This is a genomic window from Nonomuraea sp. K271, from assembly GCF_009908215.1.
Taxonomy (GTDB): Bacteria; Actinomycetota; Actinomycetes; order Streptosporangiales; family Streptosporangiaceae; genus Nonomuraea; species Nonomuraea longispora.
In genome coordinates this window covers 1-25750 of record NZ_JAAAHR010000036.1, presented here as the reverse complement: position 1 = coordinate 25750, position 25750 = coordinate 1, and the positions used below count along the sequence as shown (strand labels likewise).

Sequence of the window (25750 nt, the reverse complement as noted above, 5' to 3'; positions counted from 1 at the left end):
CGAAATATCGGGCCTTCTGGCCATCAGTCACAAGATTTCTTGTATTCCGTCAACAGCATGCCAAAAAGGGCGGCACCCTGTCGTCATGCGTATCAGGAAAGCCCCTCTTGTCGCCTTGGCAGGCGCAGCCGCCCTGGTCACCGGGGTCACCGCTCCTGCCGGCGCCCAGGCGCCGCCCGCCGTCGCCACCGTCGAAACCGACGCCCCCGCGGTGTACGGCCGCGCGGCCCAGTTGATCGACGCCGAGTCCGGCGACGTGCTTTTCAGCAAGGATGCCGGCGAACGGATGCCGGTCGCCAGCTTGACCAAGACCATGACCGCATATGTCGTCATGAAGTCCACCAACCCCACGGACGTGGTCCGCATCAAGGCGGAGGACGTCGCGTACGCGGAGGACGGCGGCGGCACCACAGCCGACCTGCGCCCCGGCGACCGCCTCACGGTCGGCGAACTGATGTACGCCCTGATGCTCCCCTCGGGCGCCGACGCCGCCCACGCGCTGGCACGCACATACGGCCCCGGAGTCAAGGGATTCGTCGCCAAGATGAACGCGACCGCCCGCGAGCTGGGCATGTCCGACACCGAGTACGTCAACGCCGACGGCCTTCCCACCCCGCGCGGCGACGGCTACTCCACGGCCGCGGACCAGGCCCTGCTGGCGGCCAAGGCCCTCCAGGTGCCGCTGATCAAGGAGGTCGCCGGTACGCGGCGGCACACGCTCGCCGCCACCGGCGACCACCGTGCCTACAGCTGGCGCAACACCAACAGGCTGCTCGGGACGCCGGGCGCGATCGGGTTGAAGACCGGCTTCACCCGGGCGGCGGGCTACTGCCTGGCGTTCGCGGGCGAGGTGGAGGGGCGGCGGCTGGTCGGCGTACTGCTCGACGAGTCCGTCTCCAGCCGCCGGTTCAGCACTGCCGAGACCCTGCTGTCGTGGGGCGGGTCCCGCGTGTCCGCCTGAGCCACTATGCCCCCACTGCCGTCATTGCAGTCATTACTGCAATGACGGTAATGTCCGGCACATGAGTCCCCCACGGAAGCCGAGCACGAGTTCGTCGACGACGTCGCGGTCTTCTTCGCCCGCGAGGGACTGCCGCTGATCGCCGGCCGCGTCGTCGGATGGCTGCTCATTTGCGACCCGCCGGAGCAGAGCGCGGCGGAGCTGGCGGACGTCCTCCGGGTCAGCCGCAGCTCCATCAGCAGCGCCACCCGGCTGCTCACCCCAGCGGTCTCGTCCAGGGTGTCCGCCGCAGGGGCGAGCGGCAGGAGTATTTCCGCATCGCCGCCGACGGGTGGAGCCGCATGGTCGCCATCCGGTACGCGAAGACGGCCGCGTTCCGTGAACTGACCGAGGTCGGCCTGCGGATGCTGGCCGGCAGCGCGCCCGAGCGTCGTGAGCGGCTCGCCGGGGTCCACCTGCTCTACCAGTTCCTCGAACAGGAGCTGCCGGCCCTGTGGGAGCGGTGGGAGGCGTACCTCGCCGCCACAGACGCCGCCGCCACAGACGCCGGTGCCGGGGAGGGAACGTCCTCCGCAGCCGGCAGCACGGAAAAGGGCACCAGGTGACGGGCGGGACGGCCGCGGAGCCGTCCGGGCTCCGCGGCACCTACCTCACCTGCCCGGAGGGCCGGCTGCACGTCTACAGCGCGGGCGACCGGGGCTCCCCCGTGCTGCTGCTGAGCGGGGCGGGCATCGACAACGCGCTGCTCAGCTGGCGGCACCTCATCCCGGCTCTGAGCTCCCGGCACCGCGTTCTCGCCCTCGACTGGCCGAAGCAGGGCAGGAGCCGGCCCTGGAACGGGCAGGCCACCCACGAGCGCCTGCTGGCCGCCATCACCCAGGTGCTCGACCATTTCGACCTGCCCTCGGCCGCCCTGGCCGGCCTCTCCCAGGGCGGCGCGCTCGCCCTCGCGTACGCCGTCGAACACCCCTCCCGCGTCGACCGGATCGTGGCGCTGGCCCCGGCCGGGATCCTGTCGTTCCCGCCCGTCGTGCACCAGGCGCTCTGGCTCGTCGCCAAGCTGCCGCTGCTGAGCAGGACGTTGCCGAGCGCCATGCTCAGGAGCCGAGAAAGCGTCGCCCGGTTCGCCAGGCGTGCGCTCTTCGCCGGCCCCGTCGACGACTTCGACGACGTCGTGGACGAGATCATGGCGGAGGTGCGGGTCGCGGGAGCCGGCTCGTCCGACTGGCAGAACGCCTCCATCGGCCCGCTGCGGATGCGCGTCGACCTCAGGCGGCACCTCGGCGAGATCACCTGCCCCGCCCTGCTCGTCCAGGGGGACAAGGACGCGGGGGTGAACGCCGCCCGCAGCAGGGCCGCCGCCGCGCTCATCCCCGGCGGCCGGTTCGTCCTGCTTGACGGCGTCGGGCACTGGTCCAGCCGCCAGGTCCCCGACCGGGTCAACGCGCTGATCGGCGAGTTCCTCGGCGAGGGGCAGGCAACGATGGACGCTGGTGATCCTTTGGGCTAGTTTGCCCGACATGAAGCTTCGCATCGCGTTGAGCGCTCTGTCAGCGTCCCTCGTGCTCGCCGCCCCGCTTCCCGCCCAGGCCGGCACACCCGAGCCGGGCTGGGAGCTCAAGGGGACCGGGGTCACGGCGCGGCTGCGCGGCCTGTCGCCCGTCAGCCGGCACGTGGTGTGGGCCTCCGGATCGGAGGGCACCGTGCTGAAAACCGTGGACGGCGGGCGGAGCTGGCAGAACGTCGCACCGCCCGGCGCGGCGGCGCTGGAGTTCCGCGACATCGAGGCGTTCGACGCGCGCAGCGCCGTCGCGCTGTCCATCGGCGAGCACACAGACTCGCGCGTCTACCGCACCGACGACGGCGGGCGTACGTGGACGGAGACATTCAGGAACGACGAGCCGAAGGCGTTCTACGACTGCCTGGCCTTCTTCGACCGGCGGCACGGGCTGGCCATGAGCGACCCCGTGGACGGCCGCTTCCGCATCCTGGCGACCGAGGACGGCGGACGGAGCTGGCAGGTGCTGCCCTCCGACGGCATGCCGGAGGCGTTGCCGGGCGAGGCCGGGTTCGCGGCGAGCGGGCAGTGCCTCGTGACGGCGGGCGGCCGGGACGCCTGGCTGCCCAGTGGCGGGGCGGAGCGGTCGCGGGTGTTCCACTCGGAGGATCGCGGACGTACGTGGACCGTCGCCGACACCCCGATCCCGGCGGGCGACCCGGCCCGCGGCGTCTTCGCGCTGGCCTTCCGCGACCGGCACAGGGGCATCGCCGTCGGCGGCGACTACCGTCCCGGCCAGCAGTCGCCGAGCGCCGGAGCGGTCACCGGGGACGGCGGGGCGACCTGGCGCGCTGCCGCCGTGCCGCCGCCGGCGTACCGGTCGGGTGTCACCTGGCTGCCCTTCCCGCCCTTCGCCGCCGTCGCGGTCGGGCCCTCCGGGAGCGATGTGACGTTCACGGGCGGCAGGAGCTGGAAGACGTTCGACGACGGCTCGTTCGACACCGTGTCGTGCACGCGGGACCTGTCATGCTGGGCGGCGGGCGAGCAGGGCCGGGTCGCACGCCTGACCCTTCGCTGACCTCCCCCTCAACACCGGCGTTCGAGGGCGGCGCCCGCGTGAGGCCGGCCGCCGCGCCGGAGTGCCGCTTCCCGGCAGATCAGCGCACGCCGCGCGGGCGGAACTGGATGCTGATGCGCGGCCCCGCCGGGCGGCTGGTCTTGGGGATCGCGTGCTCCCAGGTGCGCTGGCAGCTCCCGCCCATCACGATGAGATCGCCGTGGCCGAGGTCGTGGCGGATCGAGGAACCGCCGCCGTGCGGCCGCAGCAGCAGCGAGCGCGGGTCGCCGACCGAGAGGATCGCCACCATGGTGTCCTCGGTGCTGCCCCGGCCGATCGTGTCGCCGTGCCAGGCCACGCTGTCGCGGCCGTCGCGGTAGAAGCAGAGCCCCGCCGTGCGGAACGGCTCGCCCAGCTCGTCGCCGTAGTGCAGGTCGAGCGCGCGCCTGGCCTCGTCGAGCACCGGGTGGGGCAGCGTCTCGTGCTCGTCGTAGAACTTCAGCAGCCGGGGCACGTCGACGACCCGGTCGTACATGTGCCGCCGCTCCGCGTGCCACGGAACCGTCTCGGCCAGCCGTTCGTAGAGCTCGTCCGCGCCCGCCAGCCAGCCGGGTCTGAGGTCGATCCAGGCGCCGTGGGCGAGGTGGGTCCTGCGCACCGTGTCGCCGAGCGGCCCGATCGCGAGCTCCTCGTCGAGGGCGAGCAGAGATGCTTGGAACGCGGCTGTCATGACCACGAGTGTACGTCATCGTTCAAACACACATTCGATCACCGAGACACGCCCGGCCTGCGCGGCACGCAGTCCGCACAGGCCGGGCCGCTCTTGGGCGCGAAGCGCCTCCAGCACCCTTTCCGGCGACCCCGCCCCCACACACGGAACCTTCATGTAACGTCTTGCTCATGTTATGGCGTTACATGACCGGAGCCGTGGCCGCTCGTACCGGAGACGAGATGTCCGGGCCCGCCCTGCTCGTCGCGGGGCTCGCCGTCACAGGGTCTCCCGTGGCGGCGTCGTGGTTGCTGGCCGGGCTCACCGTCTCGGCCGCCGTGGGCGGGCCTCTGCTCGGAGTGCTGCTCGACCGGGCGCGGCGGCCCGGCAGGCTGCTGGCCTGCTGCCTGACGGGGTACGCGGCCGGGCTCCTGCTGGTCCTCTCCGGGCTCGGCCGGGTGCCGGAGGCGTTGCTCGTCGGGGTGGCGGTCGCGACCGGCCTGCTCGGTCCCGCGCTCACCGGCGGCTGGACCGCCCAGTTGCCGCTCGTGACCGGGCCCGAGCGGCTGGGCCGGGCCACCGCGCTCGACGCCATGACCTACAACGTGGCGGGGCTCGCCGGTCCCGCCGTGGTGGGCGCGCTCGCGGCCGCGGGCGGCGCCACCCATGCAATGCTCGCGTGCGTCGCGCTCCTGGCCGCAGCCCTTCCCATCGCCTGGGCCCTGCCCCCGCGCCCCGGCACGAACCCCACGGACCGGTCATCCACAGCCCGGTCACCCACGGGGGCGAGGCCGTCCGATCGGCGGCCCCGTGGGACGCGCCCGCCCGTCGAAGCACCGGCCGCCATCGAGGCGGGGGCGTCCGGCGGTGGGCGGTCCGTCAGGGCGGAGCTGGTCGCGGGGTTCGCCGTCATCGTCAGGAATCCGCCGCTGCGCAGGGCCACGGCCGGGTCGATGATCTCGTGTGCCGGGCTGGCCATGCTGGTCGTGGCGACGCCCGTGCTGGGCGTCCGGCTCACCGGCGAGAGCGGCCACGGCGCGCTGCTGCTGGCCGTCATGGCCGCGTGCGGGCTGGCGGTGAACGCGCTCCTCGCCACCCGCGCCCCGGCACGCGCGGGGAGCCGGGCGCGGGCCGGCCGTGACGCTGCCCGGTGGTGGGACCGGGTGCTGGCCGGCGGGACGGCGGTGCTCGGGGCCGGGATGGTGCTGGCGGCCGTGTCGGAGACGTTCTGGGTCGCCGTGGCCGCCGCCGCCGTGGCGGGCGCGGGTGAGGGTCCGCAGCTCACCGCGCTGTTCTCCGTACGCCACCGCGAGGCGCCCGCACTCCTGCGGAGCCAGGTGTTCACCACGGCCGCCAGCCTGAAGATCACCTCGTACGCGTTCGGCTCCGCGCTGGCGGGCCCGCTGGCGGCGTACACGCCCGGTGCGGCCCTGCTGGCCGGAGCGGCGCTGCAGGCGGTGGCCGTGGCGGTGCTCTTCCCGAGACGGTGACCGGAGGCCGGAGGTGGTGACCGAAGGCGGCCGGGCGCCGGGAAGGGGGTCAGCCGGGTACGCGCGGCGCGGCCCCGGAGCCGGAGCGGGATCGGTGGGCGGCGACGCGCTCCCGGGTGGCGCAGCGGGCGCTGCAGTAGCGTCGCGGGCTGCCGCCCCCGAGGTCGAGGAACGGCCGCCCGCACCCGCGTGCGGCGCACAACCCTCCGGGAACCCGCTGGTGGTCGGCGAGCAGCACCGCCAGCGCCATCGCCGAGGACGCCAGGAACCACTCACCCCATGGCGCGTCGTCACCGCTGTCGACGTGCAGGTGCCAGGTCGTCGCGCCCGCGTGGCTGGTGAGCCTGGGCGTCTGGGCTCCGCCGGCGAGCAGCCGGTTGAGCAGGGCCGCCGCCTCGCCGGTGCTCGGTGCGCCCAGCACCTCGCGCAGCCGGGTGGCCGCGTCCCGCATCGCCGTCAGGTCGTTCTCGCTGAGATCGAGCTCGCCGATCTCCCCGTGGTCGCGCAGGATCCGTGACACCGACGCGATCGACGGCTGCTCGTGCAGCAGCGCCACGCACAGGTCGACGGCTCGCGCGGCCATCGCCTTGGTCGAGTGAACGGTCGGGTGAACCTCCACTCCAGCAGCGTATGCCCGCCGGGGCCTGGACCGTCCACGTAGCGCGCGTAACGCCCTTCGACGTCAGAGGGGGCGGCGTCCGGCGAAGCCCAGCTCGGTGCGGTGATACCAGCCGAGCTCGCGTTCGCCCTCGATCCAGCACAGGCGCACGGACCTGCCGTCGAGCTCGGAGGGGAAGTCGACGAGCACGGGCGCGATGCCCTTCACCTCGATGCCCTGCTCGCTCCATCCGCTGAGGATCTCCTCGATGCGGGCCTGCAGCCCCTTCAGCTCGGGCAGGCCGCCGAGCTCGGAGCGGCCCTGCGTCCGCCGGTCGTGGTCGATCTCGGCCATGTCGGCGCGGGCGGAGATGACGGCGCCGGCGTCCTCGATCACGCCGGGGAGCAGTGTACGGGCCTCGTCGAGGGTGAAGATCCGGTCCATGCGCCCACGCTAGCGGCTCGGCTCGAAGGCGTGGATGAGCAGCCGCTCGGCGTGGTCGAGATAGTCGTCGAGATAGGCGGCGGCCGCGTCGGGCCTGCCGGATCCCATGAGCTCTAGCAGCGTGCGGTTGCGGTCGACGAACGGCTCGTGGAAGGCCCGCGGGTTCTCCATCACGTGGAAGACGAGACGCAGTTCGGCCAGCAGCTGGCGCATGGCCTCGTCGATCCTCGGGCTGCCGATGAGTGAGACGAGGGCCTGGTGGAAGCGGATGTTGGCGGTGCCGACGCCCTGCCAGTCGTCCTTGGCGGCGGCCCGCTCGGCGTCGCGCACGGCCTCGCCGATCGTCGCGAGCTCCGTGTCGTCGGGAGTGTGCCCAACCGCGGCGCCTTCGAGCACGCGGCGCACGCGGTAGAGGTCGGCGACGTCGGCGGCCGACGGAAGGCGTACGAAGACGCCGCGGTTGAGCCGGTGGTCGAGCAGCCGCTCGTGGCCGAGCAGCCGGAACGCCTCGCGCAGCGTGTTGCGCGAGACGCCGAGCGCCTCGGAGATGGACTCCTCCGACAGGCGCTGGCCGGGAGGGAAGAAGCCTTCGCTGATGCGGTCGCGCAGGATGTCGGCCACCCGTTCCGCCGTGCTGCTGCGTCCCAGGCGGGGCCGGTCCTGAGAGAGATCGGCAACCACGTTATCCACATTCGACAGGAAATCATGGAGCAAACCTCTTGTCGAATTGTTCAACGATCCTTACGTTGAATCTATCCCCCCTCGAATTCTAGGGAGCGTTCGATGTCAGGCTCCACGCAACAGACCCGGCGGGTGATCCTCGCCAGCCTGATCGGCACGTCGCTGGAGTGGTACGACTTCTTCCTCTACACCACCGCGGCGACCCTCGTTTTCCCCCAGCTGTTCTTCCCCGACCTCGACCCCTTCAACGCCGTCCTGGCCTCGCTGACGACCAACGCCGTGGCGTTCGTGGCGCGCCCGCTGGGCGGCATCGTGTTCGGCCACTTCGGCGACCGTGCGGGCCGCAAGACCGTCCTGGTGGTCACGCTGCTGGTGATGGGCGTCTCGACGTTCCTCATCGGCGTGCTGCCCGGATACGCGAGCATCGGCGTGATCGCGCCGATCCTGCTGGCGCTGCTCCGGTTCGTGCAGGGCCTGGGGCTCGGCGGCGAGTGGGGCGGCGCGGTCATCATGTCGCTGGAGCACGGCGACGGCCGTCGGCGCGGCTTCAACGCCAGCTGGCCGCAGGTCGGCGTGCCCGCGGGCTACGTGCTGGCCACGGGCCTGCTGACGGTCATGTCCTTCACGATGTCCGACGCGGCGTTCCTGTCGTGGGGCTGGCGGGTGCCGTTCCTGCTGTCCGGCGCACTGGTCTTCGTGGGACTGTGGGTCCGGCTGAAGATCTCGGAGTCGCCGTTGTTCGCCGAGGTCGAGCAGCACGGCGCCAAGGCCAAGATGCCGCTGGTCGAGGTGCTGCGCACGCATCCGCGCGCCCTGCTGTCGGCCTTCACGGCGCGGATCGGGGTCGACGTCGCCTTCTACACCTTCACGGCGTACATCATCGTCTACATCACCGGGGAGCTGGCCCTGCCGCGCTCGTACGCGCTGAACGCGGTGCTGATCGCCTCGGCGCTGCAGCTCGCCCTGATCCCGGTGGCCGGCGCGTTGTCCGACCGGTACGGCCGGCGGCCGGTCTATCTGGCGGGCGTGGTGGCCGCGGCGGTGTGGGTGTTCGTGTTCTTCCCGCTGCTCGACACCAAGTCCTTCCCGCTGATCGCGCTGGCGGCCATCGTGGCGCTGGTCACGCACGCCGCCATGTACGGCCCGCAGGCCGCGTTCATCGCCGAGTTGTTCAGCACCCGCCTGCGTTACAGCGGCGCCTCCATGGGCTACCAGGTGGCCGGCATCGTCGGCGGCTCGCTGGCACCGGTCATCGCGCTCCAGCTTTTCCACACGTTCCAGACCACGCTGGCGGTGTCGGTGTACGTGGTCGTCGCCCTGGCGGTCACGGCCGTGGGCCTGGCCATCGCCCCGGAGACCCGCGACCTCGACCTCGCCGCCGATCCCGGCGTCCCCGCCAAGCCCTCGCTGCCGGGCCAGGTGGGGCCGTTCGCCTGACCTCTCCGACGATGCCGCGAAAGCCGCGGGCGGCGGCTGCCGACGCCGCCCGCGCGAGAGGAGCCCCATGAGAGTCGCCCTGGCCGTCATCGCCGCGATCATCGCGATCCCCCTGCTCATCGGGGGTGTCGGCGGCATGGAGAGCACGAGCGGTGGCGAGGTGGCCGTCGTACGCGACGGCGGCCCGCTCGACGACACCAAGGTGCGCGAGGTGATCGACCCCGGCTCCGGGGTGACCTGGACCGGCATGTGGTCGTCCGTGCACCGCTACCCGGCGCAGCAGCGTTTCTACACCATCACCGCGGACGCCAAGCGGGCGACCGCGCTCGGGGTGGACGTGGTGACGGTCCCGAGCAGCGACGGCGTCAACCTCGGTGTCGAGGGCACCCTCTACTTCACGCTCAACCTCGACCACGAGACGCTGAAGACGTTCGACGACAAGTACGGGACGCGCACGTTCCGCGCCCAGGACGACAGCTCGCTCCACCCGTGGGAGGGCGACGAGGGCTGGGCGGCCTTCTTCGGCCAGGCCGTCCGGCCGGTGATCGACAACGCGCTGCGCGGCCGGATCGGCTCGATGCGCTGCGCCGAACTGGTGCCCTCCTGCTCGCTGCTGGAAAGCTCCGGCCTCAAGCCACAGGACAGCAACGCCAACATCGCCAAGGTGCAGGAGGCGGTCAACGCCTCGCTGGCCCGTGACCTTCCGGTCACGCTGGGCGGCGACTTCCTGACCGGGCTGCGCTTCACGCTGGTCAAGGTGACGCTGCCGGGTGAGGTGCAGAAGGCCGTGGACCGCTCGCTGGCCGCCGCCGCGGCCGTCTCCGAGGCCCAGGCGAAAGTGGCCCAGGCCAAGGCGGAGGCGGAGGCGAACAGGGCCAGGCAGGACGGCTACGACAAGTGCCCGTCCTGCGCCGAGATCGAGAAGCTCAAGTCGCTTCCGCAGGGCATCACGGTGTACGCCCCTGGCAACCCGCAGTCGGTCGTCGTGCCCGCACGCTAGGCGGGGATCGTCGGCGCGACCGTGCGCTCCTGCCGCCAGCGGCCCTTGAAGGCCGCCATGGAGAGCAGGAACACGACCTGCCCGGCGAGCGCCACGGTCAGCCACGTCTGCCAGCCGCCGGCCTCCACGACGATCGGCGACACGACCAGCAGAGCCACGATCATGACGCGGACGACCATGCCCCACAGCCCCAGGGCCGAACCCTGCAGCCGGGACTCGACGTCCTCGGCGTTCTCGGAGAAGTTGGCCATCCACGGCACGTACGCGACGCCCATGAACAGCAGGATCAGCGCGTACACGACGGTCACGTGGGCGGTGGGGACCCCGGGCCCGATCAGGGCGATGAAGTACGCCATCGCCCCCGCCGTCAGCACCGTCCCCACGGCGATGAACGGCTTGCGCAGCCGCATCCGGTCGGACATGCGGCCGACGACCACCACGGCCAGGGCGTTGACCACGATGCTCAGCGCCACGACACGGTTGGCCACGGCCGCGTCCATGCCGAACGCGCCGGTCAGGATCGTCTGCCCGAAGATGGCGAACGTCCAGTAGAGGACCTGCCAGCCGGTGTTGCCGAGCACGTGCGCCCACAGGTGCGGATGCCTGAACAGTTCCCTGACCTTGCCGTGCTCGAGGATCTCCCCGACCCGTACGGCCTGCTCGTCCTCCAGCACCTGCGCCCGCAGCGCCGCGGACGGCTCGGCGATCTTCCAGGCGATGATCGCGCACATCGTCAGCGACACGACGCCCATGATGACCGCCTGCGACTGCCACGCGTTGCCGAACAGCGGCAGCGTGAAACCCGCGATGAGCGCGGCCAGGAACGAGGCCCCGACCGGCCCCCACGTCCAGAACGCGAACGCCTGCGCCCGTCCCATCCGCGGCGAGAAGTCCCGCACCAGCGACGCGGTGATCGTGATGCCGGCGCCCTCGATGAACAGCATGAGGCACCGGATCCAGAACAGCCCGGCCACGGTGTCGACGGTGGCGAGCAGGAAATTGCACGCGGCCGTGACGGTCAGGGTCGGCACGAGGATCTTGACCCGGCCCCACCGGTCGGACAGGATGCCGCCGAACCCGGCCGAGATCCCGCCCACCAGCACCGACAGCGCGGCGATCTGGCCGTAGACGGTGAGCGACATGCCCAGGTCGTCCATGAGGAGAGGCAGGATGGTGGCGATCGTGGTCTCGAAGTTGACCACGAGGCTGGCCAGCACGGCTATCGCGAGCAGGAAGATCCTGCGGCGGCCGACGGGATAAACGCTCAGTTCGCGGACATAGAACGGCTTCATTCCCATCCTCCGGGGGACGGACCTGGGACTGTCGCTCTAGAACGCGTTTCTAGTTACTCAAGGGTTTCCGTTTCGTACCGGCAAGTCAATCTTTTCGGCCATCACAAACCCATCTCGACCACTCTTAGCGAGCGGAGCGGTCCATATCGTGGCTGGGCATGGCAGGTTGTGACGGAATCGCCATCGATTCGCGGAACGGGCGGCTCTGAATGGGCATAAACTGCGCGCCTGTGAGCCTGCCTGTACGTGAACGTTCCCCCCGGCCGGGAGGCGGTCGCCACCGCCGTCCCGTGCCCACGTCCTTGCCGCCCGACGCTCCCCTGCTCGTGCTCGCGACCCCCGGCGAGATCACCGGAGTGGCCGAGGAGATCGCGGCGGTCGTACGCGTCGACCACCCGCAGATCGAGGTGCGGCTGAAGAGCGTCACCGACCTGGCGGACTCGCTGCCCTCCGGCCGCGACGCCGTCGTCGTCCCGCTGCTCACCTGGGAAGACCCCGTGGTCATGGCGGAGATCGGCAAGGCCGTCGCGGCCTCCGGCTCGGGAGCCGCCGTGACCGACGCGCTCGGGCCGCACCCGCTGCTGGCCGAGGCGCTGCACATCCGGCTCGCCGAGCGCGGCCTGGCCAGGGCCGACCGCGTACGCCTGCTGAACGTCGGCAGCCCCACCGACGCCGTCATCCTCGGCACGGTGGGCGGCCAGCGGGCCGTACAGGCCGTGCAGGCCACCGCGGTGCTCCTGGCCTCCAGGCTCACCCTGCCGGTCCTCGCCGCCTCGATGGACAGCGAGCCCGGGGTCGCCCTCGCCGCCCGGCAACTGCGCAAAGCCGGCGCGGAGCGCCTCGCGATCGCGCCGTGCATGATCGGACACGAGGCCCCTGAGGGCATCGTCGAACAGGCGGCCGCGGAGATCGAAGCCGGGCACGCGGAGCCGCTCGGCTCCCACAGCGCCGTCGCCGAACTTGTCGCGCGAGCTTACGGACGTCAACTCGCGACTTGACAGCAACTTGTAGAGATCACGGGACTCGCGTTACCGTCTGCGCATGCGGGGTGTGCTGTGCAAGGGTGAACGGTTAGGCCTCCGTGACGTCACGGAGGCCGACGTCGCCGCCCTGCACGCCGTCTACGGCGACCCCGCCGCGACGCAGCACATGCCCTTCCACCCGCGCGACCTGCCCGAGGTCTCCGCGCTGGTCCTGCAGGCCATGGAGGCCGCCTGCGCCGAGCCGCGCCGCCTCTATCTGCTGGCCGTGGTCGACGCCGAGCACCACGACGTGATCGGAGTGGCCCGCCTGCGGATCGAGGCCGAGCACCCCCACAGCGCGGAGATCGGGTTCGGGCTGCATCCCGGCCAGTGGGGCCGCGGCACCGGCACCGACCTCGTACGCCTGCTGCTGAAGTTCGGCTTCAGGCAACTCGGGCTGCACCGCATCTGGGGCGCCCGCTCCCCCGCCAACCTGCCCGCGCAGCTCGCGATGCTGACGGCCGGCATGGTCGAGGAGGGGCGCATCCGCCACCACGTGCGAACGCCGCACGGCTGGCGCGACTCCATCGTGCACTCGGCCCTCGACGACGAGTGGGCCGAACGCTCCTAGCCGCGGAGCTGGACGCGCCACCCCTCGACGACCTGGGCGGCGACCTGGGCGGGAGAGCCCGCGGCGGCGTCCACGGTGTAGTCGGCGACCTCGGCCGCGTCGAGGATCGACGCCAATTCCCCGGCTCTCTTGAGATGCCAGTCAAGCGAGCCGGGGTCGTGAGTGTGGCGCACGGCCAGCCTTCTGTGGACTTCTGGGAGTGCGGCGTGGATCCGGCAGACGGTGAGCGGCACGCCCAGCGCCTCCGCGTAGCCGGCGCGGTCGGCGTGGCTCTCGATGACTCCGGCCAGCACCAGCCGCCGCGCGCCCGCGGCCAGGAAGTTCGCCGTCACCGGGCGCAGGTTGCGCAGGGTCAGGGCGCCGTTGAAGGGATCATCGGGCGGTGCGGGCCAGGCGCGGCGCAGCCAGTCGACGTCGATGACCGCGTTCGGCACGCCCGCGTCCGTCAGAACGTCGCCGGCGGCGTCGGCCACGGAGGTCTTGCCCACGCCCACGGTGCCCGTGATCAGGAGAGCCTCTGCCATTCTCGTGACCTTAGCGCCCTTACCGGGCAGGCGGAGTGGCAGGATCCGTGATTGTCGGTCGGGCGTCCTACGATGAGCCTCCTCACGGAGGGAAACTGCCATGCTCGACTCGCTGATCGTGCCCCTGTTCGTCACCACGGACCTGCCGCCGGAGGCGGACCTGGCCGGGTTCGGGGAGCTGCTCGCCGGCACGGCGCGCGTGCTCGGCCGCGACGGCGCGGGCTACGCGGCGTTCCTGGCGGGCAGGGTGTTCTGGCTCGACCGGCCCGTGCTGCCGGGGCAGCGCCCCGCCGCCGACACGGAGCTGCGCTTCGCCGGCATGCTGGGCCACCTCGCCGCCTCCGGCGCCGGCCACACCGCGCGTGACGTGGTCGGCGACGTGCGCAGGGCGATCGGCGAGGCGGTGACCGAGCGCTACGGCGACGTGGGCGTCGCCCCCGCCGTGTTCGCGATCCGCGACCAGGACGTCCGGGAGCGCACCCCCGACAACGCCCTGTCCATCGACACCCCCGGCGCCGCGGCGGAGCTGGTGAGCGCGGCCCGTCCCTATCTCTGGCCGTCCCGGCTCCCCCGTGCGATGGTGATCGGAGATCCTTCGACGGGAGCGGCCTGACGACGAGGAGGTTCGCGCATGGCGGTGATCGGTGCCATCTGCTTCGGGATCGTGATCGGATGGCTGACCCGCACGACCCAGCGCCACCGGCCGGGCGCGGCCGGTTTGTCCGACCTCTCCGCGGTGCTGGCCGTCGTGGGCGGGGGCGCGGTGACGGCGCTGCTCGGCTCGCCGGAGGTGTTCGGCGGCTACGCGGTGGGGCTCGCGGTCGGATTCTTCGGCCACCTCGCACTGGTCACGCTCATGCCCGGCTCGAAGTGGACCGGTGATCAGCCGGGCAGGCCGACCAGCACGTACGGCGCCCAGAGCTCCGGCTCGGCCGAGCCGTAGAGCTCGCGCAACCCGAGCACGGCCGAGCGCAGGGCCCGCGCCGCGCCCTCGCCGTCGCGCCGCCTGGCGTAGAAGTCGCGCAGGAGGGCGAGGGTGATCTCGGGGGCCACCGGCCAGAGCGCCAGCAGCGCCGACCTGGCCCCCGCGTGCAGGAACGCGTGTCCCAGCGCGGCCACGTCCTCCGCGCTCCCGACCGACCCGTGGCTCCGTTCGTGGGCGGTGAGGACGACGAGCCGGGCGTCGACGTTCATGCTCATCAACCCTCCGGCGGTGAGCAGGCCGTCGGCGAGCCGGACGCCCGAGCCGGACGGGTCACCCTGACCGAAGACTCCGTGGCACGCCAGATGCAGCACGTCCCACGTGCCGGGCAGCAGCGCCGCCGTGGCCGACGGGCCGGTGCGCGGCCGTGTGCCGAGCAGGGCGGCGATCTCCTCCGCCTCGGCCTCCTGCGGGAACCCCAGCACCAGCGCGCTCCCCTCGTCCGCTTCGGGACGCCGCGCCAGGCGGGTCAGGACGGCGGCGGACGGAGCGTAGGCGACGGGAAAGCGTTCGACCAGCGTGCGGCCGTCGGGAGCGAGCGCGTGGAGCGGGATGCCGTGCAACTCGGCGTGCGGGAGGAGGTGCACGACGTCGAGGTCGTCGCCGAAGGCCTGGAGCACCTCCCCCAGCAGCAGATCGGCCAGCCGTCGCCAGAGGTCCGCGCGGCGCCGGCGGGCCTCGACCTCCAGCAGCCCGGGCCGCCTGCGCACGGTTTCGAGGAAGTCGTTCAGGACGTCGCGGCCCGCCGAGGTCGGGAACACCCGCGGCCCCGCCCAGCCCGTGCGGTGGGCGAGCACGGTGACGCTGCCCTCACCCACCGAGAACCCGAGCAGCCCGACGCCGCCTGAGGCCGCAGGTGAGCGGGGTGCGACGAGGGCGTCCAGCTCGGCCTGGTCGGGGAGTGCGCCACGCCGCAGCGCCACGTGCGCGGGGGCCAGGGGTTCCATCCGCCGCCACAACGCCTCCAGGCCGGCCCTGGCCTGGCGGGCCCTCCGGAGCAGCGCCGCCGCCTCCTCCGGGTCCCGCGTGTTGCGGGCGGCCGTCATGAGCGTGCGCACGGCGTCCAGCCCCCGCCGCTCGTCCTCCAGCGTCTCACCGGCCACCGGGCCGGGCGCGGGCCACCGCACCGGGCGCACGGGCCCGTCCGGCCGGGCGAGGCCTGGCCCGCTGTCGGCGGGGTCGCGTTGTCCCGGGTCGTCGTGCGGTGGAGGGTCGAGGTGAGCGGCCAGGGCGGTGGCTTTGGCGCGTTCGGTGATGGCCCAGGCAGTCAGGCCGCGGCGCAGGCGTACGGCGAGGTCGAGCGCTCGGCCGCGGGCGGGCGCGTGAGCGAGCTCGAAGGCGCGTTCGGCGTCGGCCAGGGCGGCGGGCAGGTCGCCGAGCGCCTCCGCGGCCAGGGAGCGGTGGTGGCAGGCGAGGCCCAGTTCCAGGTCGTGTCCGAGGTCGGTCAGCAGGTCGACGGCCGTGGACAACCGGCGGCGGGCGCGGGCGTACGAGCCGGTCGTGAGGTCGTGCGCGCCCAGGCGGCTCATGGCGAGCGCCGCGCCGGGACGGTGGCCGAGCTCCTCCGCCAGGGCCAGCGCCTCCTCCAGCAGCAGCACCGCACGCGCCGAGCCCTCCAGCCGGGCCAGGGTGATCAGGGCGCGCACCAGGCCGTGCCCCCTGCCGCGGGCGCGTTCGAGCGCCAGGCAACGCTCGGCGAGCGGCTTGGCCTCGCCGGGCTCATCGCGCAGCAGGTGGACCTGGGCGAGGTCACCGTAGGCGTCCGCGAGCCCGGTCCCTCCGCCCAGTTCCTCACCGATGGCGAGGGACTGGCGGTAGCGGGCCGCCGCCTCGTCCAGTTCGCCGAGCCTGAGGTGGAGGGCGGCCCGCCCGGCGAGCAGCGGGGCGCGCAGGGCTCGCCATACCGGGGCCTCGACCAGGGCGAGACCCTCGTCGAACGCGTCCGCGGCCTCCTGCCAGCGGGCCTGGGCGGTGAGGGCACGGCCGAGCAGGTCGAAGGTGCGGACCAGCTCGGCCGGGAGCGCTGATCCCGTCGCCCTGGCCAGGTCGGCGGCGTGGGTGAGGTGCCGGACCGACTCGTCCGCGCGTCCGAGGTCGCCGGCCGCCGCTCCCAGATTCCGCAGGTGCTCGGCGCGGCGGCCGTCGCGTAGCCTGTGACCGCGCTCCGCGTGGTCGTAGGCGGCCATCGGGTCTCCCAGGGCTCGGCAGATCGCGGAGAGCCTGGCCAGCAGATACGAGCGCTCCTCCGCCCCCTCGGCGCCCGCCGAGGTGACGGCGGGTGGCCAGGCGGCGAGTGCCTCTTCGGCGAGGGTGCGGGCCGTACGCAGGTCACCCGCTGCCTTTGCCTCCTCGACGCGCAGCCAGAGCTCCAACCGCTCCGCCCTGTCATCCGGGGTGCCGCCCGCCCGCAGGGTGGTGACCGCCTGGGTGAGGGTGGTACGGCCGCGGGTCACGTCCCCGAGGGTCAGCTGGACGGCGGCCAGCCGCGCGAGGATCTCGGCGTCCAGCTCCCCCGCCATGGGCGCGATCACCTCGAACGGCGCCCCCACCACGTCCCCGGCCGTCTCCAGCTCCGTGAGGCCGGTCTCGAGCGCGGCCCTGGCGCGGCGGAACTCGCCCTGTCGTTCCAGGGCGAAGCCGAGCCTGACGGAGGCGAGGGCCGCCAGCCGGTCCTGGCCGCTGTCCCGATAGCCGGCCATGGCCTGTTCCAGCGCCGGCACCTGCGCGGCCACGTCACCGGTGCGCGCGGCCAGCGCCGCCAGCCGGTCGCGTACGACGGCCTCTTTGAGCGGGTCTCCCGCGGCCGGCCCGAGCGCCGAGCGCAGGTGTTCGCCCGCCTCGCGCAGCTCGCCGAGCCGCACGTCCAGAGCGGCCCGGCCCAGAGTGGCGGCCAGGAGCGCCTCGGAGTCATCCGCGACGGCGGCCAGTTCCATGGCCCGGTCGAGGTCCGCCGAGGCGTCCTCGGCGCGGTCGAGCGCGGTCAGGCAGGCGGCCCGCATGGTGAGGGCCGTCGCCTCCTTGGCGGGGGCGCGCAGCCGGGCGAAGGCCTCCGCCGCGGCCCCGAAGCCCTCCAGCGCCCGCACGGACTCGCCCTCCGCGTACGCGAGCGCGCCCAGGTTGTACCTGACGGACCCGGCCCCGTCGTCGTGGCCGGCGGCTTCGTAGTCGCGTCCGGCCAGCTCGAAGGCGAAACGTGCGCCGTCGACGTCGCCGCGTTCACGGCGGCGGCGCGCGATGCGGTACCACTCGTCGGCGGGCTCGCGACGCCGCCCCCTCCGCCGTACGATCTCCACCAGCCGGGTCTCGCAGGCGGCCGCCTGCGCGCGGTGGCCGCGCGCGGCCAGCATGACGGCGTGCGCGTCGAGCGTCCCGCAGGCTCGCTCCCACGCTCCTGCCGCCTCCAGCTCGATGGCGCAGGCGGTGATGCGTTCACCGGCCGCCGTGAGGTCGTCCTGGTCGACGGCCGCCCTGGCGGCGGGCACCAGGGCCATGGCCGCCCGCTGGGTCTCGCCCAGCTCCAGGTACAGCTCGCGGGCCCTGGCCGTACGGACCACGGCCGCCGCGGGGTTCCCCGCGGCCAGGTGGGCCTCGGCCGCGCGCTCCTGATGGGAGGCCTCCTCGGCGGCCAGCCCGGCGTCCTCGCACCGGGCGACGGCGCGCAGGTGCTCCTCGACGGCACGCGCGGGATCGCCGCGCCGCAGGTGAACGGCTGCCTTGTTGCCGAGCTGTCGCGCCTGTGAGCTCGGCTCGCCCAGCTCGCCGTAGAGCGCGGCCGAGCGTTCGTACGACTCCAGCGCCCGGTCGAGCAGGCCGGCGTCCTCCTCGCCCGCTCCCTGCCGGTACAGCGCGTACGCCATCCGCGCGCGCGACCCGGCCTGGTCGAACGCCGTGGAGGCCCGCCGCAGCACGTCGCCGGCGAGGCGCGGACGGCCGAGTTCGGTGAGCCGCGACGCCACCTGGAGCAGGTGCTCGCCACGCTCCTCCGGCGCTCGCGCCTGCCGTTCGGCCAGCCGCAGGAGCTTTCCCGCCAGCTCCTCGTCCGGCGAGCGCAGGGCCAGCCCGGTCGCGGCCTGCGCCAGCCGCTCGTCCACGGGAACCGGGTCCGGCTGCTCGATCAGGTCCTCCAGCAGGTCCCCGAGCCGCGCCGGCGGCCCGCCGGCGTCGGCGGGGGTGGCCAGGATCAGGGCTTCGCTCAGGTCGTCCGTGTCGCCGCGTGCGGAGAAGCGGGCCAGCAGGGCCTCGCCCAGGATGTGCTGGGCGGGCGCCGGGTCGCGGGCGCTCTTCATGGCGAGCTCCAGGGCCTGGCGGGCGGACTCGACGGCGTCGTCGAGGTCCTCCTGCCGTCCCGCCCGCGTGGCACGCCACCGCAGCACCTCGGACATCAGCTCGTACGCCTCCGCCCGCAACGCCGGCCGGTCACCGGCAGCGAGCGCCTCGCGCAGCGTGGCGACGGCCTCGTCGGCGCTCTCGGCGGTGAGACGCAGCGTCAGCGCGCGGCCGAGCAGCACCAGCACCTCGGGCCTGGCCGCGTCGTAGCGGTCCTGGGCGGCGAGCGCGGCGTGGGCCGCCGCGACCGGCTCGGCCGGATCACCTCCGGTGGCGACGGCGTGCTTGAGCAGCGCGTTCGCCAGGCCGGCGAGCAGCCGGGCACGCTCGGGGTGTCCGGCGGGGGCGAGCGCGGCCGCCTCGCCTGCCGCCTTGACGGCGGCGTCCAGGTCGGCGAGGTCTCCGGTGACGGCGTAGCGTCTCCGGCGGCGCTCGCCCAGCAGAACGAGCCGCGCGACGGGGTCCTCGCCGAGCCCTCGGATCGTCTCGCCGGGCGTCATGCGCATCGCCTCCAGCATCTCCATGCCGGCTTCGAGCGAGCGTTCGTCCCCCGTGACCACGAACCACTCCACCAGCCCGCTCGCGAACGGGGCCAGTACCCCGGACGTGGCCCACGGCTCGTGCCAGAAGTCCAGCGCGCACTGCCCCACCCTGATGAACGCCAGCAGGTCGCCGTCCGACAGCGACCGGTCGGCCCGCTCACGGGTGAGGTCGACGAGCGCGCGCAGCGACTGTGACCTGCTCTGGCTGGCCGCAGGGCTCCGCGCCGCTCTCAGGTAGGCCCTGACCAGGTCCTCGTCACCGGGCGCCGCGCGGCTGAGCGCATCCGCCAGCTCGCCCAGGTGCGTGGCGGGATCGGCGAGGGCCGCGCGGAACAGCAGGTGCACGGCGTCGTCGGCGGCCTCGGGCGAACCCGTCTCCTCGTGCAGCCGCACCAGTCCGCCGCCCAGCGCGGCCAGCGCGCCGGGCGCCCACACGGGGCCGGTCGCACGCACACGCTCGCCCGAGCGGGATCCCCGCGCGGGCGCGTCCCGCCGCGCGCCACCGCCCGTTCCGGAAGGGCCGCTTGGTTCCGGTGAGTCGGCCGGGCCGGGCGAACCGCCGGATCCCGGCGGGCCCTCCGTGTCGTCCGTGTCGTCCGTGTCGTCCGTGTCATCCGTGTCATCCGTGTCGTCCGTGTCATCCATGTCGCCCGGGTCGCCCGGGTCGCCCGTCGCCACGGAGCCGGGCGACGCCTCAGGGGCGTCCGAGCCGACGGGGTCTTCCGGGACGGGCGGGCGTACGGACTCCTGCAGGAGCACTTCGCCCAGCCGCTCGGCGACCTCGTCCGCCCCCGGACGTGTCATCGCGTGCCGGACCAGGGCCTGGACCAGCAGCCCCACGTGCGGGTATGCGCCCGGATCCACCATGCGGAAGATCTCCTCGACCAGCCCGGCCCAGCCGGCGGCGGAGTCGCCGGCCGGCAGGCGGGAGCCGCGCAGCCGTTCGGGCAGCCGGCCCGGGTCGAGCAGCGCCACGGCGGCGAAGAACGCGCCCGCGACCGCGGCGTGCTGGGTGATCCGCTGGTCGAGCCGGTAGCGGGCCAGGTGCAGCATGCCGATCAGGCGCCATGCGGTGGCGTCGGAGCGGTCGCCGGCGCACGCGCGCATCGCCTCCTCCGCCTCGGACAGCGCCGCCGGATCCCAGATCAGGTCGGGATCGGCGGCCTGCTCGAAGCGTTCGATGCGGGCGGCCAGTGCCTCGGCCGGGTCGGTCATGGCCAAAGGCTCTCACCAGCGTGCGCCCGCGTACAGAAGTGCTGATCACGGTGTCGGCTCGATCAGGGGGACGCCCGGCATCGGCAGGTCGAACGTCAGCGTGACCGGCCCGTCGTCTGAGCCCCGCACAAACGCAGCGTGCCGGCGTCGCCAACTTCTGGTACGGACCCCGGCGCGTAACGGTGAGGTCACGCCGGTGGCGGGTAGTCACGGTGCATGCTCTACGGCAAGGAACATGTCCAGCGTTATCAGGAAACCGACGGCGCCGAGGGACACGACTGGAACAACACCACGGTGCTCCTCCTCACCACGAAAGGCCGCAAGTCGGGCCGGCCGTACACGACGCCGCTCATCTACCAGCGCCACGGCGACGCCTACGTGATCGTGGCCTCCAAGGGCGGCGACCCCGACCATCCGGAGTGGTACAAGAACCTCGTCGCCAACCCGGACGCCGACGTGCAGGTGAAGGACCAGCGGTTCAAGGCCCGCGCCCGCACGGCGCCCCCTGAGGAGAAGCCGGAGCTCTGGCGGCTGATGACGGCCACCTGGCCGGACTACGACAACTACCAGCGCCAGACCGATCGCGAGATCCCGGTCGTCGTCCTCGAACGCATCCACTGACCCGCGAGGCGCGGAGACGGCCCGCCGCCGGCCATGACCGGGACGGCCGGTGATCGGGCGTCGCCGGCACGGCCCACGACCCACCACGGAAGCGGCCCGCCGGGCGCCGTTACGGTGCTCGGCCCTGTGCGGGTCAGAGGCCGTCTCCCTGGAGGCCCCCAGCGTGGTGCGGCGGGTGGCGTGCCGCCGGCTCCGCCGTACCGGATGGAAGGGTTCGACCTTCACACAAGCGCGGCGTAGAGGTCGCGGGTGCGGTGGGCGATGCGTGACCAGGAGAAGTGGTCGACCGCGCGGGCGCGGCCGGCCCGGCCCATCGCCTCGGCGCGAGCAGGGTCGCCGAGCAGGGTGTTGACGCGTTCGGCCAGGTCCGCGGCGAAGCGTTCCGGGTCGTGCGGCGTGCCGTCGCCGCTCTGCGAGATGGGCACCAGCAGTCCCGTCTCGCCGTCGGCCACCACCTCGGGGATGCCGCCCGTCGCCGTCGCCACCACGGCCGTCTCGCAGGCCATCGCCTCCAGGTTGACGATCCCCATCGGCTCGTAGACCGACGGGCACACGAACACCGTCGCGTGCGTCAGCAGCTGGATCACCTCGGGCTTGGGCAGCATCTCCTGGATCCAGAAGACGCCGTCGCGGTCGAGGCCGCGCACCAGCGCGGTCACCTCGGCGGCGATCTCCGGCGTGTCGGGCGCCCCCGCGCAGAGCACGAGCTGGGCGCCGGGGTCGAACGAGTGCGCCGCGTGCAGCAGGTGGACCAGGCCCTTCTGGCGGGTGATGCGGCCGACGAACACGACGTAGGGCCTGGCGGGGTCGACGCCGTGCATCCTCAGCACGTCGAGGCCGGGGTCGGGGGCGTATTCCGTGGTGTCGATGCCGTTGTGCACGACGGTGACCCTGCCGGGCGGGATCTCGGGGTAGGCGGCCAGGACGTCGCGTCGCATGGCCTCCGACACCGCGATCACCGCGTCGGCGGACGCCAGGGCGGTGCGCTCGGCCCACGACGAGATCGTGTAGCCGCCGCCGAGCTGCTCGGCCTTCCACGGCCGCAGCGGCTCGAGGCTGTGCGTGGTGACCACGTGCGGGATGCCGTGCAGCATCTTCGCGACATGCCCGGCGAAGTTGGCGTACCAAGTGTGCGAGTGAACGACGTCCGCGCCCTCGCAGGCGGCGGCCATCTGCAGGTCGACGCCGAGCACCTGCAGTGCGGGGTTGGCGCCTTCGAGCCCGCCCGGCACGCGGTAGGCCGACACCCCCGCCTCGGCGCGCCCGGCCCCGAAGCAGCGCACCCGCACGTCGGCCAGTTTCCGCAGCTCCCTGGCCAGGTATTCCATGTGCACACCGGCTCCGCCGTAAACCTCCGGCGGGTATTCACGGCTGAGCAGATCAACACGCATGACACGACCTTATGGCGGTCCACGTCCGGCGGACCACCACAAGGAGCGAGTGTTGCACCGTTGACCGCTTCCGCCGGCCCACGACACGTCGGCGAGCCTCTGACCGGGATACTCCCGCGGGCACATTGATCCGCAAATCCGGACACGCGCGAAGGCCACCGTGCGGGCTTTCGTCGATAGATCGGCCATTTGAGGGTAGCGTCCAGAACATGAGGTCCCGGAAGGTGCTTGCGGTCGTGCTGGCAGGTGGAGAGGGCAAGAGGCTCATGCCGCTCACGGCGGATCGGGCCAAACCGGCCGTGCCGTTCGGGGGGATGTATCGGCTCATCGACTTCGTGCTGTCCAACCTGGCCAACGGCGGCTTCCTGAAGATCGTCGTGCTCACGCAGTACAAGAACCACAGCCTCGACCGGCACGTGTCGCGCACCTGGCGGCTGACGGCGATGCTGGGCAACTACGTCACCCCCGTGCCGGCGCAGCAGCGGCTCGGCCCGCGCTGGTTCTCGGGTTCGGCGGACGCCCTGTTCCAGAACCTGAACCTGATCTACGACGAGATGCCCGAGCACGTGATCGTCTTCGGGGCCGACCACATCTACCGCATGGATCCGCAGCAGATGGTCGAGCAGCACGAGGACTCCGGCGCCGACGTCACCGTCGCGGCGATCCGGCAGCCGTTGTCGCTGGCCGACCAGTTCGGCGTGATCGAGACCGACCCCGAGGGCCGCCGGATCGTCGCTTTCAGGGAGAAGCCGAAAGACGCGGTGGGGCTGGCCGACTCTCCCGACGAGGTGTTCGCGTCGATGGGCAACTACGTGTTCAAGACGCAGTCGATGATCGACGCGCTGCGCGAGGACGCGCTCGACCCCACGAGCAAACACGACTTGGGTGGAAACATCATACCGATGCTGGTCAAGTCGGGCGGCGCCGATGTGTACGACTTCGCGCACAACATCGTCCCCGGCTCCAGCGAACGCGACCGCGGCTACTGGCGCGACGTGGGGACGCTCGACGCCTACTACGACGCCCACATGGACCTCATCTCGGCCCATCCGGTGTTCAACCTCTACAACGACAAGTGGCCGATCTACACCGGGCACGACCCGCTGCCGCCCGCCAAGTTCGTGCACAACGACGGTGACCGGGTGGGGCGGGCGATCGACTCGCTGGTCTCCCCCGGCGTGATCGTCTCCGGCGGTACGGCGATCCGATCGGTCCTGTCGCCCAAAGTGGTGCTCCACTCCCACTCACTGGTGGAGGACTCCGTGCTGATGGAGAACGTCAAGATCGGCAGGGGCGCGGTGGTGCGCAAAGCGATCATCGACAAGAACGTGGTGATCCCCGACGGTGCGCGGATCGGTTTCGACCTGGAGTACGACCGCACCAGGTTCGCGCTGACGCGGGGCGGGGTCGTGGTCATCGGGAAGAACGAGATCGTCGACCGGTAGCCGGAACATTCCGGAGGCGGCCGCGGAGGTGTTCCCGTGAGGGCGACCGGCGCGGTGCCGGAGCGCCGGGCAACGGGTGTCACAGGGGCCGAGTACCACGGGGTCGGTTGTCAGTCAGGGTCGCCGATCGGTGAGGAGGCCGGGGAAGCGGTCCCGGGCCACGCAACGGTGACCCGGGACCATACGGAGCAGGCCCGAACAGCGTCGGGCCGTCCTTCTCAGCGCCGGCCTGACCAGATCGTCCGCCTAGTGCTGGCCGTACCAGGGGGCGGGCCAGGCGTAGGGGTGTCCCCAGGCGCGGTAGCCGTACTGCGGCCAGCCCCAACGGTGGTACGGGTGGTAGCCATGGTGGTGGGCCCTGTCACCGTGCTCACGGCTCCAGGCGTCCTGGGCGTACCTGTCGTCCTCCACGGCCTCCAGGTCGGTGGTGTCGTGCTCCTCAGCGTGCTCGGCGTCCTCGGACTGCCAGGCCTCATGAGCGTGCTCGCCCTCCTCGGAGTGCCATCCCTCCTCGTACTCGGCAGCCTCCTCGGCGTGCCACCCCTCCTCGGACTCGGCAGCCTCCTCGGCGTGCCACCCCTCCTCCGACTCCGCAGCCTCCTCGGAATGCCAAGCCTCATGAGCGTGCTCGCCCTCCTCGGAGTGCCATCCCTCCTCGTACTCAGCGGCTTCCTCCGACGTCTCCGCGTCCTCGGCCTCATAGGCTTCCTCGGAGCCCTCAGCGTCCTCCGACTCCGCGGCCTCCTCCGACTCGGCTGCCTCCCCGCTCTCCGCGGCTTCCTCGGTCTCCGCGGTACGGGCCGTCGTGTCGCCGTAACGGTACGCCCTCCGCTCGCGACGGTCGGTGCAGGCGTCGGCGTCGCGACGGGACGCGTAGACGCCCCAGCGGTCGATGCGAAGCGTGTGGGTGGCGTCGGACACGCTCAGGCCGCAGGTGACCTCTTCTTCAGCGTGGGCAGGACCGGCTATGGCGACGAGCGCGGCGGCGGTGGCGAGAGCGCCACCTGTGGCTATGAGCTTACTTCTCACGATCTCCCCCTGTTATCACGATGTGACAAGGCTCAATCACTCTATGTAGTCACTCTCGTAACGTTGTGTAACGCCACGCGAGGAACGTCTCACCGCTTTGCCGGATGTCTTGGGACAAGATCGCGCTTATGTCACCGCGTCCCCCTCGCTGTGACCATCTCGCCGATTCCAGAGGCGCCGGGCTGGCCGTCGGGCCGCGGGACGTCCTACCCGTGCCGCCAGAGCGCGGCCCTGGTGAGGTCGCCGTCACCGGGGACCGAGCCGGCGGCGTAGACCTCACTGGTGCCGGGACGCCACGCCAGCGCCGCGACGACGCCGTCCACCTCGGCGGACGTCCAGCGGCCCGCCACCTGACGCAGCAGACGGGAGCCCGTCGCGTCGAGCACCCACATGCCGCCGGCGCCGTCCGGTTCCGCCTGGGTGAACGTGGTGCCCACCGGGCCCCACCGGCAGCGCCACGCTCCGCCGTCCCAGTGCAGCGCCACCGGGCGCGACCGCTCCAGCGGCTCCCCCTCCGCGTCGTACCTCCCCGGCACCAGCCACGACACTCCGCCGACCGCCCACACGTCGCCGGGCCCGAGCACGGCCACGTCGGCGAGCCGGACCCTGGGCGAGGAGACGTCGCGCGGGAAGCCGAGCTCCGGTACGCCGACCGCCTGCCAGGCCGAGCCGTTCCAGCGAGCGGCGGCCGGCTCACCCGGGACGGGCGGTCCGCTCACCGTCCACACGTTCGCGCCCTCTCCCCCGACGGCTCCCGCCCTGGACGGCAGCCGGTACGCCGGCCAGCCCGAACCGTCCCACCGCATCGCCGCCCGCCCCGACACGACCCACGGCCCGCGCGCCGCCGTACCGTACGAGCCGAGGGATCCACCGGCGAAGGCGTCATCGGAGGGATTCTCGGACGACCCTGTGGAC

Annotated in this window: 23 protein-coding genes; 13 read left to right on the top strand and 10 right to left on the bottom strand. The window is 72.7% G+C overall.

The genetic code is table 11. The features are described from left to right. The first annotated feature begins 85 nt into the window (after positions 1-85). The 4 genes from GUY59_RS15300 to GUY59_RS15285 all read left to right on the top strand — a co-directional run bounded on the left by GUY59_RS15300 (position 86) and on the right by GUY59_RS15285 (position 3537). Positions 86-961: a D-alanyl-D-alanine carboxypeptidase family protein gene (locus GUY59_RS15300; protein WP_138200451.1), complete on the top strand. Its 876-nt coding sequence runs from the start codon at positions 86-88 to the stop codon at positions 959-961. Between the two features lie 341 nt (positions 962-1302). Further along, complete coding sequence (locus GUY59_RS48680) at positions 1303-1566, top strand: hypothetical protein (protein ID WP_236667180.1); 264 nt, start codon at positions 1303-1305, stop codon at positions 1564-1566. Then, on the top strand, positions 1563-2471 hold the full coding sequence (locus GUY59_RS15290) for an alpha/beta fold hydrolase (protein WP_138200450.1): 909 nt from the start codon (positions 1563-1565) through the stop codon (positions 2469-2471). The genes GUY59_RS48680 and GUY59_RS15290 overlap by 4 nt, the downstream gene beginning before the upstream one ends. Positions 2472-2481: 10 nt before the next feature. Beyond that, a complete protein-coding gene (locus tag GUY59_RS15285; protein ID WP_138200449.1) occupies positions 2482-3537 on the top strand; it encodes a WD40/YVTN/BNR-like repeat-containing protein in 1056 nt (351 codons plus the stop codon). Positions 3538-3616: 79 nt separating this feature from the next. Here GUY59_RS15285 and GUY59_RS15280 read toward each other — a convergent pair whose 3' ends face one another. Next, positions 3617-4246: an alpha-ketoglutarate-dependent dioxygenase AlkB gene (locus GUY59_RS15280; protein ID WP_138200448.1), complete on the bottom strand. Its 630-nt coding sequence runs from the start codon at positions 4244-4246 to the stop codon at positions 3617-3619. Positions 4247-4416: 170 nt separating this feature from the next. Here GUY59_RS15280 and GUY59_RS15275 point away from each other — a divergent pair, with 170 nt between their 5' ends. After that, entirely contained in the window at positions 4417-5715 is a 1299-nt protein-coding gene (locus GUY59_RS15275; RefSeq protein ID WP_138200447.1) for an MFS transporter, read from the top strand. A gap of 49 nt (positions 5716-5764) precedes the next feature. Here the strand turns inward: GUY59_RS15275 and GUY59_RS15270 are convergent, their stop codons facing one another. The 3 genes from GUY59_RS15270 to GUY59_RS15260 all read right to left on the bottom strand — a co-directional run bounded on the left by GUY59_RS15270 (position 5765) and on the right by GUY59_RS15260 (position 7438). Then, a complete protein-coding gene (locus tag GUY59_RS15270) occupies positions 5765-6334 on the bottom strand; it encodes a CGNR zinc finger domain-containing protein (protein ID WP_252374898.1) in 570 nt (189 codons plus the stop codon). A 63-nt stretch (positions 6335-6397) separates the two neighbouring features. Next, on the bottom strand, positions 6398-6757 hold the full coding sequence (locus GUY59_RS15265; protein WP_138200446.1) for a DUF2203 domain-containing protein: 360 nt from the start codon (positions 6755-6757) through the stop codon (positions 6398-6400). A 9-nt stretch (positions 6758-6766) separates the two neighbouring features. Beyond that, on the bottom strand, positions 6767-7438 hold the full coding sequence (locus GUY59_RS15260; RefSeq protein WP_246064151.1) for a GntR family transcriptional regulator: 672 nt from the start codon (positions 7436-7438) through the stop codon (positions 6767-6769). 102 nt (positions 7439-7540) lie between these two features. Between GUY59_RS15260 and GUY59_RS15255 the strand changes: the two genes are divergently transcribed. Further along, positions 7541-8875, top strand: coding sequence for an MFS transporter (locus GUY59_RS15255; RefSeq protein ID WP_165959741.1), 1335 nt, complete (start codon positions 7541-7543; stop codon positions 8873-8875). A 67-nt stretch (positions 8876-8942) separates the two neighbouring features. Further along, the gene (locus GUY59_RS15250) at positions 8943-9875 is read left to right on the top strand and encodes an SPFH domain-containing protein (protein WP_138200445.1); all 933 of its coding nucleotides are present in this window, start codon (positions 8943-8945) and stop codon (positions 9873-9875) included. Here the strand turns inward: GUY59_RS15250 and GUY59_RS15245 are convergent. Then, positions 9872-11167 (bottom strand): MFS transporter, encoded by a 1296-nt coding sequence (locus tag GUY59_RS15245; RefSeq protein WP_161714553.1) that lies wholly within the window; start codon positions 11165-11167, stop codon positions 9872-9874. The genes GUY59_RS15250 and GUY59_RS15245 overlap by 4 nt on opposite strands. 290 nt (positions 11168-11457) lie before the next feature. Here GUY59_RS15245 and GUY59_RS15240 point away from each other — a divergent pair, with 290 nt between their 5' ends. Both GUY59_RS15240 and GUY59_RS15235 read left to right on the top strand, forming a co-directional pair. Further along, on the top strand, positions 11458-12165 hold the full coding sequence (locus tag GUY59_RS15240) for a sirohydrochlorin chelatase (protein WP_252374897.1): 708 nt from the start codon (positions 11458-11460) through the stop codon (positions 12163-12165). Between the two features lie 43 nt (positions 12166-12208). Beyond that, positions 12209-12760, top strand: coding sequence for a GNAT family N-acetyltransferase (locus GUY59_RS15235; RefSeq protein WP_138200444.1), 552 nt, complete (start codon positions 12209-12211; stop codon positions 12758-12760). Here the strand turns inward: GUY59_RS15235 and GUY59_RS15230 are convergent. After that, positions 12757-13284, bottom strand: coding sequence for a hypothetical protein (locus GUY59_RS15230; RefSeq protein ID WP_201760907.1), 528 nt, complete (start codon positions 13282-13284; stop codon positions 12757-12759). The two genes, GUY59_RS15235 and GUY59_RS15230, sit on opposite strands and share 4 nt — an antisense overlap. A 100-nt stretch (positions 13285-13384) precedes the next feature. On the opposite strand from GUY59_RS15230, the gene GUY59_RS15225 reads away from it, so the two are divergent. Together GUY59_RS15225 and GUY59_RS15220 are read left to right on the top strand one after the other, a co-directional pair. Then, entirely contained in the window at positions 13385-13897 is a 513-nt protein-coding gene (locus GUY59_RS15225) for a hypothetical protein (protein WP_138200443.1), read from the top strand. An 18-nt stretch (positions 13898-13915) separates the two neighbouring features. Then, on the top strand, positions 13916-14227 hold the full coding sequence (locus GUY59_RS15220; RefSeq protein ID WP_138200442.1) for a hypothetical protein: 312 nt from the start codon (positions 13916-13918) through the stop codon (positions 14225-14227). Here the strand turns inward: GUY59_RS15220 and GUY59_RS49995 are convergent. Continuing rightward, positions 14167-20349, bottom strand: coding sequence for a CHAT domain-containing protein (locus tag GUY59_RS49995; protein WP_138200441.1), 6183 nt, complete (start codon positions 20347-20349; stop codon positions 14167-14169). The genes GUY59_RS15220 and GUY59_RS49995 overlap by 61 nt on opposite strands. A gap of 216 nt (positions 20350-20565) precedes the next feature. Here GUY59_RS49995 and GUY59_RS15210 point away from each other — a divergent pair, with 216 nt between their 5' ends. Then, positions 20566-20970, top strand: coding sequence for a nitroreductase family deazaflavin-dependent oxidoreductase (locus GUY59_RS15210; RefSeq protein WP_138200440.1), 405 nt, complete (start codon positions 20566-20568; stop codon positions 20968-20970). A 221-nt stretch (positions 20971-21191) separates the two neighbouring features. Here GUY59_RS15210 and glgA read toward each other — a convergent pair whose 3' ends face one another. Further along, positions 21192-22361, bottom strand: a complete 1170-nt coding sequence (gene glgA, locus GUY59_RS15205; RefSeq protein WP_138200439.1) for a glycogen synthase — start codon at positions 22359-22361, stop codon at positions 21192-21194. 209 nt (positions 22362-22570) lie between these two features. Here glgA and glgC point away from each other — a divergent pair, with 209 nt between their 5' ends. Further along, positions 22571-23806, top strand: coding sequence for a glucose-1-phosphate adenylyltransferase (gene glgC, locus GUY59_RS15200; protein WP_138200438.1), 1236 nt, complete (start codon positions 22571-22573; stop codon positions 23804-23806). A gap of 246 nt (positions 23807-24052) precedes the next feature. Here glgC and GUY59_RS15195 read toward each other — a convergent pair whose 3' ends face one another. Both GUY59_RS15195 and GUY59_RS15190 read right to left on the bottom strand, forming a co-directional pair. Beyond that, positions 24053-24835 carry a hypothetical protein gene (locus GUY59_RS15195; RefSeq protein WP_138200437.1) on the bottom strand — a complete coding sequence of 261 codons (783 nt, stop codon included), beginning with the start codon at positions 24833-24835 and terminating at the stop codon, positions 24053-24055. A gap of 206 nt (positions 24836-25041) precedes the next feature. Beyond that, the coding region (locus GUY59_RS15190; RefSeq protein ID WP_201760906.1) for a hypothetical protein at positions 25042-25750 on the bottom strand (709 nt) is incomplete at its 5' end.